Raw genomic sequence first — 11,674 nt, forward strand, 5'->3', positions numbered from 1 at the left:
CTAGAAAAAACTTGACCAAAAAAAATACAAGCCTCTGGATTATCTAATGAAAAATAATCCCAAGCACTTGTGAATTATGATTCCAGCTATTCTTAATTAAGCACATATTGAATATAACACGACTAGATGCTTCTGTCTAGTAAATACTTCTGATTGCTAAAAAACGAGGTGAAACGGGTACATGCTAAAGAAGATGATGCTAGGAGGATTTATTATGAAAAATGCAAAGGACCCACAATCAATCGCATCGATGATTACCTCATATTCTGATTGGTCGGAAGAAAACCTCATCCAACGAACACTCGAATGGCATCGTGTCACTCGCGAGACATCTTACTCAGAGCAGCAACATTCCATCCCTTGCCGAATTCCAATGACTGAGCGCATTACGCCTGTTCAAATGTCACTCCCGCTCGAACAAATGGACGGAATGGTTCGTCCTGTTTGGATGCGCCGCCTCGATGCGGAATATTTGAATCTGATGCAGGTCACAAAACAACGTGTTGATGTGACAGACTATGGCGCCGTCGGGGACGGACAAACGGATTGCACGCTCGCTTTTCGTCTCGCCCTCCGCTCCAACCGCCGCGTCTTTGTCCCGGCAGGTGTGTATATCGTTCGGGGCATTCGCCTTCCTTCGAACTGCGTGTTAGAAGGTGCCGGACAGGACGTCACCATTCTAAAACTATCCGATCGTGCCCCAAAGCATCGAAGACTGTTACGAAACGCCACCCCATTTGCGGGAAACCATCATATCGAGGTATGTCACCTGACACTCGATTGGAACGTCGCACGATTAGGCGATGTGAAACGAACGACGAGCGGTGACACGACATCGAGTGCCTTGACGTTTGCGCATGTGACGTATGGTTGGGTGCATCATGTGACGGCTAAAAATGCCGGTCTTCATGCGTTCGACATCACGTCTCCACACTATCATTACTTAGGGGACGGCCTCCGTGCCGCAAACGGCAGTCGGTATATTCATCTTAATCATCTCGAGGCGACGAACTATGGGGATGACGGAATCACGACACACCATAGCGATGCCATTTATATCACTAACTGTTATTGTCATCACCCTCATGGTCGAACGCATGCCCTCGGATTCTCAAATTCGAACGGCATTGAGATTGACGATGGATCGCGGCACGTCACACTCGTGAACAATAAAAGTGAAGGATGTTTTGGCGGAATCGAAGTAAAGGCACATGGAACCTCGTCAGCGGCTCATGACGTTCATATTTTTGGACACCTTTCACTTCATGACAATCGCTCATTTAACTTCCGTCACATTGGTCATCATTTAGCAGACGATCCCGATTCGGCGACAGCACGCTTTCTGTCTGGTACGAATTTAGTATCCGTCGAACCGGTTAGAAGCTCGCTATACGCGAAATCCTCTCCACGAAGCCTGGTCGTATCGGCCTATCAAGACGTCTTGATCCATGGATTGACCGCGATTGGTGATCCGACTTACGATTATGAAAAACATCCGGCACTGGCGGTTCAATACAAGTCTCGACGCGTTCAATTACATCGCATCTCCGTTCGTGGATTTACAACCTCGAGAGCTGATCTCGAACTGTTTGGAGGGGATAATCGGACCGATGAAGTGACCATCGAAAACTTACGATGCCATGAATCTGCGCCAATCGCGTTAAGAATAGGACGTCAACTGGAGAAGATTGCACTTCATCACATCGAAGGACAGAAAAAAAGCGGAGATGTACTCATCTCCACGAAAAGTCCGATCGATGTGAAAGACATATTTGCTTACGGATTCTCAGCCCGAGTGCGTTCGGACGTTTGAGCCGCCTCGACAAGCCGATTCAATTTGTCCTCATCGAGTTCAAGCGAGCTTTCTTTCTGTTTGGCCATCATCCGGACGATCGCTTTGTCTAAAAAGCCCATTCGTTCAAAGTCATACCCACTTCCGACGACTTCGACGAAATAAGCATGTTCGCGCAACTTGTCACGATAAGCTTCTTCTAGCTCACGAATCCGCTCCGACTCTGTCGGTGTCCCGGCACACAAATATAGAGCGAGAGGATGCTCCAGCAAGTGTGCCTCATGAAGCGACAACCATTCCTTCATCTCGTCCTGGATGGTACCCATTCGAATCGAACTGCCGACGATGACGTGATCCACCGTCTCCCACATGACGTTCGGCTCTTCTACGATATTTTGGACATGAACGTCTCCCGATAACCGTTCAGCGAGTAAAGACGCCACTTTTTCACTCGTCCCATATCTGGAAGAGTACGCGATTAAAGTACCCATGCCGTTCCCTCTTTTCATGTCAGACGTTACTTACACTATTCCCGAATCATCGAGAGAAGATACGCGACCATTCAAAAAAGCTCGCCGTCTGGCGAGCTTTTCGTCACAGTTTATACACTTGTGCTTCGTAAGGACGAAGGGTGAACGGTTCAATCGGTTCCATGTTTCCGATGACGCGTTCTTTTACGTCATATGGTAAGTCACGTTGTTGTGTGTCACCTGAGAAGTTACAGAGCACGAGCCATGTCTCTCCTTCGAACGAACGTGTGAACGCATAGATTGCCTCATCTTCCGGTAACAACAGCTCATACTTTCCATAGACAACGAGCGGATTGGCTTTACGGAGCGCAATCAATTGACGGTAGTAATGGAAGAGCGAATTCGGGTCTTTCCGTGCCGCTTCCGCATTGATGTCGACATAGTTCGGGTTGACCCCAATCCATGGTGTTCCTGTCGTGAAGCCACCATGTGCTTCGTCCGACCACTGTACCGGCGTTCGTGAATTGTCACGTCCTCGCTCATGAATTCCACGGAAAATCTCATCGTGCGTCAACAACCCTTTTGATGTGTAGTCACGGTAGGCGTTTAACGTTTCGATATCTCGGTACTGATCAATCGAATCAAACGCGACGTTTGTCATCCCGAACTCTTCCCCTTGATAAATGTAAGGTGTCCCTTTCAATAGATGAAGAAGTGTCGCAAGCATCTTCCCGGAACGGACACGATACTCAGGTGAATCGTTTCCGAAGCGCGAGATGGCTCGTGGCTGGTCGTGGTTACTCCAGTACAGGCTGTTCCACCCTTCCTCTTCCAGTCCTTCTTGCCAACGCGAGAAGATTGTCTTTAACTCGGTCAATTTCCAGTCCGTCGGATTCCATTTCCCGAAGCTGCCGTTCCCGACATCTACATGCTCAAAATGAAAGACCATGTTCAGTTCGTTACGGTCTTCCCCTGTATACAATTTCGCTTCTTCCACACTGACTCCTGGCATCTCACCGACCGTGATCGTGTCGTATTTAGATAAGACTTCTTGATTCATCTCTTGCATGAATTCATGGATACGTGGTCCGTTAAAGAAGAATGGCGTGCCGTCACCGTACCCTGTTCCTTGTGTTTGACCATCTGGATAGCTCGGGTCTTTTGAGATCATATTGATCACGTCCATTCGGAACCCGTCGACCCCTTTATCGAGCCAATACGTCATGAGATCGTACACTTCACGACGAAGCGTTTCGCTTTCCCAGTTCAGATCTGGTTGTTTCTTACTGAAGAGATGGAGGTAGTACTCATCACTCGCCTCATCATACTGCCAAGCGCTGCCGCCGAAGAAAGCCCCCCAGTTCGTTGGAGGTTGACCATCTTTCCCTTTTTTCCAAATATAATAGTCACGATATGGACTATCTTTTGAAGAACGTGACTCCATGAACCATTGGTGTTCGTCGGAAGAGTGATTGACGACCAGGTCCATCATGATTTTAATCCCGTGACGATGTGCTTCTTCAAGCATCGCATCAAAGTCGTCCATCGTACCGAACTCGTTCATGATGGCACGGTAATCACGAATATCGTATCCATTGTCGTCGTTCGGTGAATCATATACCGGCGAGAGCCAGATGACGTCGATCCCGAGCTCTGCCAAATAAGACATCTTCTCCGTGATTCCTTGGATGTCACCAATCCCATCACCATTCGAATCGTTGAAGCTACGTGGATAAATTTGATACACGACTGCTTCTTTCCACCATTGTTTCATGTTACGTCCTCCTTGAAGTTCATTTCCGTTTCAACGCTTTCATCGTACTGTCTTCAAGGATTCATGACCATCCATGATATGATTAGGATATGTACAATTTTGCTATAAAATGAGGAGACTATTATGGAAATCGGCTTTTGTGGCTATTCGTATCATACAACGACCTACACTTTTCCATTCGCTAACTTACTCGATACGTATCTGATTCGCTTACAGACAGAGGGGACGGCTCGGATCGTCGTCAATGGGGAAATGATGATCACACGACCTGGTGACGTATTGATTGTCCGCCCGGGTGACTTCTATGAAATGCATGTCGATACACCTGCGAGCGGAGACTATCATATCTTCTGTACCGGACATTCGATCGATACATGGTGGCATGCGACGCCACGGGAGCGAAAGTATGCCATCACCATCGATTCCCGCCTACTTTCGCTATGGCAACACATTACAGAGGAAGTGCGCCGTCCACCATCTGAACAAAGTGCCGTACTAATTGAAACTCTCGTCAAAGCGCTTTTACTCATGCTTGATCGTTCGATTCAAGATGTGCATTCCCAGGCGCGACCGCCAGTCGTCTCTCGCATGATGCGCTTTATCGAATCGCACGTCACCAATGACTTTAAAGTGGCAGACGTTGCTATAGAGGTCGGACTCAGCGTTTCACGGACCGTTCATCTCTTTAAAGAAGAGACCGGGATGACAATCATCGAATATGCACAATCGATTCGCTTACAGCTTGCCGAAGAGCAAATGCGCTATACAAAACATTCGTTAGAAACGATTGCGGAACTGTCTGGATTTCGAAGTTATCCATATTTCCACAGAATTTTTAAACGGAAATATGGCGTAGCACCAGGGGTTTATCGCACTCTTCAACAAAAAAACGAAAAAAAATAAAAAAAGAGTGATCCATTTTTTGAACCGCTCCGTTAGATGGGTGTAAATAACGACAACAACACTCACTTACGAAAAGGAGCGATTACACATGAAGAAGAAGACGTTAAACAAAATCGTAGCACCGGCACTAGCCTTAGGACTACTCGTACCGGTCAACGCACAGGCAGCGGATCACACACCGACAGCAAGTACACCAGCAGGTGACCTTCGCGCCACACTCGATCAACTCTTATCTGAGCACTACGTATTAGCCGTCACATCGATGATGAAAGGATACGACGAGGCAGCAGATGCTGAAGTTTCGATGAAAGCACTCGATCAAAACGCGCTCGACATGACACCAGCTATCGCTTCAATCTACGGTGAAGAAGGCGCTGCACAATTTGAAGACATCTTCCGTGGTCATAACGACTACTCAGATGATTTCGTAGAAGCTGCAAAATCAGACAACCAAGAACTACGCATGGAAGCTGAAGCTGAAGTTGATGAGTTCGTAGAAGAATTCTCAACATTCCTCGATGCAGCGACAGAAGGTAACTTACCGAAAGAAGCTGCAGCAGATGCACTTGAACTTCATGAAGACCAAGTCCTCTCTGTATTCGATAACTATGTCGAAGGAGATTATGAAGAAGCTTACATGACGTTCCGTGAAGGCTACAAGCACATGTTCAACATCAGTAAAGCCCTCTCAGGTGCAATCGTCACACAAATGCCTGACAAATTCACGACTGGAGCAGACACACCAGCGGTAGAACTCCGCTCAACATTGAACAGTCTTGCAGGTGAGCACTTCGCCCTCGCTGCAATCGGTATGCAAAAAGGATATGACCAGGCAGAGGACTATGACTACGTAACATGGGCAGAAGACCAGAATACACTCGACTTCAAAGCGGCCATCGCATCTGTATATGGTGACGAAGGTGCTGCACAGTTCGAAAAAGTCTGGAACTCAGATCACATCACAGCACAAGGTGATATCGTAGCTGCTACACTTGAAGGGGACGAAGCGAAAATCGAAGAAGCACGTATGCGTCTCGACCAATTCGCTGTCGACTTCAGCACATTCCTCGATGCAGCAACAGAAGGTAACTTACCACAAGCTGCTGGTGAAGAAGCCATCAAACAGCATGAGACACTCGTACTCGACACATTCGATCAATACGTCGCAGGCGATGCAGAAGCTGCTTGGATGTCATTCCGTGAAGGATATGCGTTCATGTTCGGTGTTGGTGAAACACTCGGTAACGCAATCGTGACACAAATGCCTGACAAGTTCGCAGAAACAACGATGCCTGAAGAGATGCCTGAAACAGGTCTCGGTGGTGCACAAGAACAATCAATGAACACTCTCTACGCTGGATTAGCTGTACTTGGCGGAATCTTACTCGCCTTCGTAACGCTTCGCAAACGTAAAGTGTCTGAACAATAATCAATAAGGAGGGAGCCCCATGAACAAGCGCCATTTGTTTCTGGCGCTCTCTCTCTTTTGTTTTAGCTTCTGGACGTGGACGAGCGCCCAAGAATCGTCGTCACCACCTGTAGAAGAAAAACAAATAGAGGAGAGCCCGGATTTAACGGCTGAATTCTCACTTCTACAGGAAGAGGTGAAGAAGTTACGATTAGCAGAGGAAGAAGAAAACGCTAAGGCCGTCACCCCCGTTCAAATCCAAATTCCGAAAATCGATGTCGATACCGCCATCGAACAAGTCGGGGTACTGGAAAACGGACAGATGGGTGTACCAGAAGATGAAAATCAGGTCGGGTGGTTCGAACCCGGTGTCACACCGGGAAGTAAAGGGAATGCCGTGATCGCCGGTCACGTCGACAGCAAGACCGGTCCGGCCGTCTTTTATCAACTCGATCAACTTAAAGAAGGCGATGACGTTCTGATTCGAGACGAAGTTGGAAACACACTTCGGTTCCGCGTCACAAAAACAGAACGCTATGATACGAAAACCGCGCCAATCGAAGAGATTTTCGGTGCCACATCAAATCGCAATTTAAATTTGATCACCTGTTCGGGGACGTTCGGGGACGGGGGCTACGATGAACGATTCGTCGTGTATACAGAGCTAGTGGATACCGAACTGAACGAAACTGTCGATCTCGAGATCCCGACGGCAGTCGCGCGACAAGGAAACTTGTTAACCTGGCACGCCGTGCGTCAAGAGAGCGTGATTGGATATCGCATCTATGAAGTCGTCGACGGAAAAGCGACTCATATCAAAAGCGTCCCATCCCATGCGAGAAAGAGTATCGAAGTCGCAAGTGAGACAGGTGTTTCTTATTACGTGACTGCGATCGACCAACTTGGAAATGAGTCGAAACCTTCCGAGATGACCAAATGACAAAAGACCCCTTACTCACTTTTAATGTGTGAATAAGGGGTCTTCTTTATTATACAAAGCAAGGAATCTGCGGGTTGAACGTCTTGTTGTTCTCCGTCATGACTTGCTTTTTAATTTTGCCTTCTCCGAGGTAGACGATGCGGTCAGCAAGCGCCTCTGCATCTTCCTCGTCGTGTGTCACGAAGATTGTCGTCGTACCTGTCTGCTTCAAGAGACGGCGCAAATCGTCACGAATCCGATGTTGAAGTGACGTGTCGAGATTACTGAATGGTTCGTCTAGAATCAACAGTGCTGGTTTCGGTGCGAGCGCACGCGCGAGCGCGACACGCTGTTGCTGTCCCCCACTGAGTTCGTACGGGTAACGGTGACGGAACTCCGCCAAGTTGACGAGCGCGAGCATCTCTTCGACACGCGCATTCCGTTCCTTCCGGCTTAGTTTATGAAGACCAAACCGAATGTTCTTTTCAACGGTCATGTGTGGGAAGAGTGCGTAATCTTGGAAGACCATCCCGACGCCACGATCTTCTGGTGGCATGAACTGACAATCGTCGCAACAGACGCAGTCGTTCACGACGACGACGCCCTGATTCGGCATCTCGAGCCCTGCGATCAATCGGAGAATCGTACTTTTCCCAGAACCGCTGTCCCCAAGAAGCGAGACGATTTCGCCTTTTGTGATCGAAATCGAGAACCCTTTGATGGTCTCTTCATGTGCACCTTTATAGCTAAAATGTAAATCGTTGATTTGAACGAACATTAGTCGGCCTCCTTATCAAGCACCTTATGGGAAACGAATATCAACAGTCCACTCATGAGGACGATGACGATGGAAGCGAGTGCCGCTTCGTGAATCTTCTCATCACTCACGTATTTGAACGCCTGTGTCGCAAGCGTTGAAAAGTTAAATGGTTGTAAAAAGAGCGTCAACGGCAACTCTTTCATAATATCAATAAAGACGAGGATAAATGCGCTCATGATGGCACCTTTGATCATCGGGATATCCACGCGGAAGAACGTTTGGACCGTGTTCCATCCGAGCATGCGGGATGCTTCCGTGAACGATTTCCCGACCTTCTCGAACCCACTCTCAATCGAGTTGTATCCGATGGCGAGGAAACGGATGACATAGGCGAAGATGAGCATGATGAGCGTCGTCCGAAACACGAACGTCTGACTCAAGTCGAGCGCCTTAGCCATGTCAAGCACTTTGCCATCGAGCCATAAGAAGAGCGTGATGACCGCAATCGCGATCGCTGCCCCTGGAATCGAATATCCAAGCGTCGTCACTTTTGAAATGACGCGTGTCATGTTCGACGGGAAGAGCCGCGTGTAGTTCGCGATGATGAGTGCGAACAACAGGATGATCACTGTTGCGATAAAGGCGACACGCACCGTATTCCAAACAAGTTGCCAAAATTCTTCCGTGAAGACCGTATCGAACGTCAGGAACGTCCAGGCCGTCAACTGCGTGAACGGAATGACGAATGCGATGGCAAAGACGATCGAGACATAAGCGAATACCGCGTAGCGATGCCAGCCTTGAAGCGGTCTCGGTTTGAGCGGTTTCACTTTCGTCGAAGCGTAACTGAATTGCTTCCGTCCTCGCACGAGTCGCTCCATCGTCAAGATGGCGATGACGAGAATCATGAGGGTACCTGCCAGCTTCAGCGCCGACGACGTATCCTTCATCCCGAACCATGTGCTAAAAATAGCGGTACTGAACGTCTGGATCCCGAAATATTTCACGACGCCATAGTCGTTGAGTACTTCCATCAAGACGAGACTGACACCGCCAATGATGGCGACTCGGGAAATCGGAATGACGACGGTGAAGAAAATATCCCATGACCCACGACCGAGGATCCGTGCGTTCTCAATCATCGAGGACGATTGGTTATGCAGGAACGCTCGTGTGATCGTATAAATGTATGGATAGAGGAACAAGGTGAAAATAAACACGATTCCTTGAATCGACATGATATTGAAGTACGACTGATCGACAGTGATCCCGAACTGATTCCGTAGTGTCGTTTGGATCACTCCGGTGTAATTTAAAATGCCGTGATACGTATACGCCCCGATATAAGGCGGAATCGCCAGTGGCAAGATGAGTGCCCATTTAAAGAAGCGACGGAACGGAAAATCATAGACGGTCACGAACCAGGCGAGGCTCGTTCCGATCACAGTCGTCAGGAGTCCAGTAGCCACCATGATGAACAACGTGTTCCGCACATAACGGGGCAACAAATACTCTTGAATATGCTGCCAGTTGTCATTGACCGGTGCGAATAATTCCACGAGCACGACAATCCCCGGCAAGACGATCAATAAAATCGCAAGAAAGCTTAGGATCGCCCATCCATTCAGTTGTCGTTTTACCGCGTGCCAGTTCATGTCGTACCGCTCCCGTTCTGTAAACAATCAATTCCTGTCCCATCATATCAGTTTCTACGTGTCCCGTGTAGCGCTTAGGGTGTATGAAACGCAAAAACCTCCGGCCTGAACTCGCGTTCAAGCCGAAGTCATCTTACTTCCAACCTACTTCGTTAAAGATGCGGATTGCTTCTTGTTGGTTTTCTCCAAGTGCAGAGAGGTTGATGTCTTGCTCTTTGAACTCGCCCCATGATTGAAGAAGCTCATTCGGTTCAACCGACTCGTTGACAGGGTATTCGTAGTTCACACTCGCAAATTTCTCTTGAGCTGACGGCTCTGACATGAACTCCATCAATTTCTGAGCATTTTCTGTGTTTTTCGATGCTTTCGTCATCGCGATACCAGAAATGTTCACGTGTGTGCCAGTTGTATCTTGGTTCGGGAAGAAGACACCGAGTTGCTCAGCGACTTTCTTCTCTTCTTCGTCTTCAGAATTCAACATGAGACCCATATAGTACGTGTTCATGATGGCGACGTCCCCTTCACCGGCGACGACTGCTTTTGCTTGGTCACGGTCGTTCCCTTGTGGATCACGTGCCATGTTATTCACTAAGCCTTTCGCCCACTCTTTCGCCTCATCGACACCGTTTACTTCGATGAATGAAGCGAGAAGTGAGATGTTATACATGTTTTCAGATGGACGCACGAGCACTTTGCCGTTCCACTGTTCTTCTGTCAACGCTTCATACGTCGACAAATCTTCTGGTTTCACGCGATCTTTCGAATAAACGATGACACGTGCACGTTTCGTCAAACCGAACCATTCGTTGTCCGTGTCACGATATTTCGCAGGGATGTTTGACTCAAGCTCATCGCTATCGACCGCTTGGAGATGTCCCGCTTCTTTCGCTTGGTACAAGTTTCCGGCATCTGCCGTAATGAAGAGGTCAGCCTCTGTGCTCTCTCCTTCCGTGTTTAAACGCTCGAGAAGTTCGTCACTCTTACCTTCCACGACGTTTACCTTGATGCCCGTCTCTTCTTCAAACTGTTTATATAATTGTTGATCGACATCGTAGTGGCGACTCGAGTAAACATTGACGACGTTCGAATCGTCCGAGCCTTCATTTGAAGATGTCTCATCTGTGCTTGCGCAAGCGGCAAGGAGCGATGTCGTTAACGCTGCTGAAATTCCTAAAGCTGCATATTTTTTGTTCATCTGTCATTCCCCCACGTTCAATGATTTCTCTCTGGTAATGATAATTACTCTCAGTACCTATCATCACTGATAATCATTCTCACGTCAAGGGTTTTCTGCAATCGCTATCAGTAAGAATGCTTAATTTGTGACAGTTTTGAGGTCATCATTTCTTGACTTCAAAAGAATGCGAAAGATATAGTGAAATCAAACAAACCGTCCGGTCGGTACAGAAAGGAGTGGAGATATGACAAACCGATCGAATATCACTAAACAAAAGCTATTGGATGCGGCAACGGACATCATCATGAACCAAGGGGTGCATCAACTTACATTAGACGAAGTCGCCAAAACAGCAGGTGTTTCAAAAGGTGGACTTCTCTATCATTACGCTTCAAAAGAGGCATTGATGACAGCAATCGTCGAACGGTTACAGCAAGAGCAAAACGAGTTGTATGCCTCACTGCAACAGGAAGGTCACGGTCCAGTCGAAGCATTCGTTCGTCTGTTCGATGAAACGAATTTGCATCCCGAACGTGCTGCCATTCATATCGACGTCGAGAAAATGATCGCATTTCTCACGCTGTTTGCCGTCGACCAAGAGTATGCCGATCGATGGAAGCAAGATTTAGATACGTTCTTTGAACAGTTCCAAAAAACGTCCGACCCGGTTGAAACGATGATCATTCGTTATGCACTCGAAGGCATGATGATGTCAGAACATTTTGGGGTCGGTGTTCCCCCTGCCGAACTCAAACAAGCAATCATTACCCGCTTGATTGAACGGGCACACGCCATCGACAGCCAATCATAAAAAAC

The 11,674-nt window shown here is 47.9% G+C and carries 10 protein-coding genes; 5 read left to right on the plus strand and 5 right to left on the minus strand.

Annotated elements, in window-relative coordinates; genetic code table 11:
- The first annotated feature begins 214 nt into the window (after positions 1–214).
- Positions 215–1,813: a glycoside hydrolase family 55 protein gene (locus tag AC5LIL_RS13765; RefSeq protein ID WP_499824397.1), complete on the plus strand. Its 1,599-nt coding sequence runs from the start codon at positions 215–217 to the stop codon at positions 1,811–1,813.
- On the opposite strand, the gene AC5LIL_RS13770 is transcribed toward AC5LIL_RS13765, so the two are convergent.
- Both AC5LIL_RS13770 and AC5LIL_RS13775 read right to left on the minus strand, forming a co-directional pair.
- Positions 1,777–2,283: a flavodoxin domain-containing protein gene (locus AC5LIL_RS13770; RefSeq protein ID WP_214785564.1), complete on the minus strand. Its 507-nt coding sequence runs from the start codon at positions 2,281–2,283 to the stop codon at positions 1,777–1,779. The genes AC5LIL_RS13765 and AC5LIL_RS13770 overlap by 37 nt on opposite strands.
- A gap of 103 nt (positions 2,284–2,386) precedes the next feature.
- Positions 2,387–4,036, minus strand: a complete 1,650-nt coding sequence (locus tag AC5LIL_RS13775; RefSeq protein ID WP_499824398.1) for a glycoside hydrolase family 13 protein — start codon at positions 4,034–4,036, stop codon at positions 2,387–2,389.
- Between the two features lie 123 nt (positions 4,037–4,159).
- Here AC5LIL_RS13775 and AC5LIL_RS13780 point away from each other — a divergent pair, with 123 nt between their 5' ends.
- The 3 genes from AC5LIL_RS13780 to AC5LIL_RS13790 all read left to right on the plus strand — a co-directional run bounded on the left by AC5LIL_RS13780 (position 4,160) and on the right by AC5LIL_RS13790 (position 7,287).
- Positions 4,160–4,939 (plus strand): helix-turn-helix domain-containing protein, encoded by a 780-nt coding sequence (locus tag AC5LIL_RS13780; RefSeq protein ID WP_498390971.1) that lies wholly within the window; start codon positions 4,160–4,162, stop codon positions 4,937–4,939.
- An 88-nt stretch (positions 4,940–5,027) separates the two neighbouring features.
- Positions 5,028–6,368: a copper amine oxidase gene (locus AC5LIL_RS13785; protein ID WP_499824399.1), complete on the plus strand. Its 1,341-nt coding sequence runs from the start codon at positions 5,028–5,030 to the stop codon at positions 6,366–6,368.
- Between the two features lie 19 nt (positions 6,369–6,387).
- Positions 6,388–7,287: a class F sortase gene (locus AC5LIL_RS13790; protein WP_499824400.1), complete on the plus strand. Its 900-nt coding sequence runs from the start codon at positions 6,388–6,390 to the stop codon at positions 7,285–7,287.
- A gap of 49 nt (positions 7,288–7,336) precedes the next feature.
- Here AC5LIL_RS13790 and AC5LIL_RS13795 read toward each other — a convergent pair whose 3' ends face one another.
- The 3 genes from AC5LIL_RS13795 to AC5LIL_RS13805 form a co-directional block, all read right to left on the minus strand.
- The gene (locus AC5LIL_RS13795; RefSeq protein WP_214785559.1) at positions 7,337–8,044 is read right to left on the minus strand and encodes an ABC transporter ATP-binding protein; all 708 of its coding nucleotides are present in this window, start codon (positions 8,042–8,044) and stop codon (positions 7,337–7,339) included.
- Complete coding sequence (locus AC5LIL_RS13800) at positions 8,044–9,681, minus strand: ABC transporter permease (RefSeq protein WP_499824401.1); 1,638 nt, start codon at positions 9,679–9,681, stop codon at positions 8,044–8,046. Before AC5LIL_RS13800 ends, AC5LIL_RS13795 begins: the two co-directional genes overlap by 1 nt.
- Positions 9,682–9,814: 133 nt before the next feature.
- Positions 9,815–10,876, minus strand: coding sequence for a Fe(3+) ABC transporter substrate-binding protein (locus AC5LIL_RS13805; RefSeq protein WP_499824402.1), 1,062 nt, complete (start codon positions 10,874–10,876; stop codon positions 9,815–9,817).
- 226 nt (positions 10,877–11,102) lie between these two features.
- Here AC5LIL_RS13805 and AC5LIL_RS13810 point away from each other — a divergent pair, with 226 nt between their 5' ends.
- Positions 11,103–11,669: a TetR/AcrR family transcriptional regulator gene (locus AC5LIL_RS13810; protein ID WP_499824403.1), complete on the plus strand. Its 567-nt coding sequence runs from the start codon at positions 11,103–11,105 to the stop codon at positions 11,667–11,669.
- Positions 11,670–11,674: the final 5 nt, after the last annotated feature.

The organism is Exiguobacterium sp. RM11 (assembly GCF_059821525.1).

Excerpts from the sequence above, each read along its gene's own strand:
- AC5LIL_RS13810 (WP_499824403.1), top strand. The coding sequence starts at position 11,103 with ATGACAAACCGATCGAATATCACTAAACAAAAGCTATTGGATGCGGCA.
- AC5LIL_RS13785 (WP_499824399.1), top strand. The coding sequence starts at position 5,028 with ATGAAGAAGAAGACGTTAAACAAAATCGTAGCACCGGCACTAGCCTTA.
- AC5LIL_RS13780 (WP_498390971.1), top strand. The coding sequence starts at position 4,160 with ATGGAAATCGGCTTTTGTGGCTATTCGTATCATACAACGACCTACACT.
- AC5LIL_RS13805 (WP_499824402.1), bottom strand. The coding sequence starts at position 10,876 with ATGAACAAAAAATATGCAGCTTTAGGAATTTCAGCAGCGTTAACGACA.
- AC5LIL_RS13770 (WP_214785564.1), bottom strand. The coding sequence starts at position 2,283 with ATGGGTACTTTAATCGCGTACTCTTCCAGATATGGGACGAGTGAAAAA.
- AC5LIL_RS13795 (WP_214785559.1), bottom strand. The coding sequence starts at position 8,044 with ATGTTCGTTCAAATCAACGATTTACATTTTAGCTATAAAGGTGCACAT.
- AC5LIL_RS13800 (WP_499824401.1), bottom strand. The coding sequence starts at position 9,681 with ATGAACTGGCACGCGGTAAAACGACAACTGAATGGATGGGCGATCCTA.
- AC5LIL_RS13790 (WP_499824400.1), top strand. The coding sequence starts at position 6,388 with ATGAACAAGCGCCATTTGTTTCTGGCGCTCTCTCTCTTTTGTTTTAGC.
- AC5LIL_RS13775 (WP_499824398.1), bottom strand. The coding sequence starts at position 4,036 with ATGAAACAATGGTGGAAAGAAGCAGTCGTGTATCAAATTTATCCACGT.
- AC5LIL_RS13765 (WP_499824397.1), top strand. The coding sequence starts at position 215 with ATGAAAAATGCAAAGGACCCACAATCAATCGCATCGATGATTACCTCA.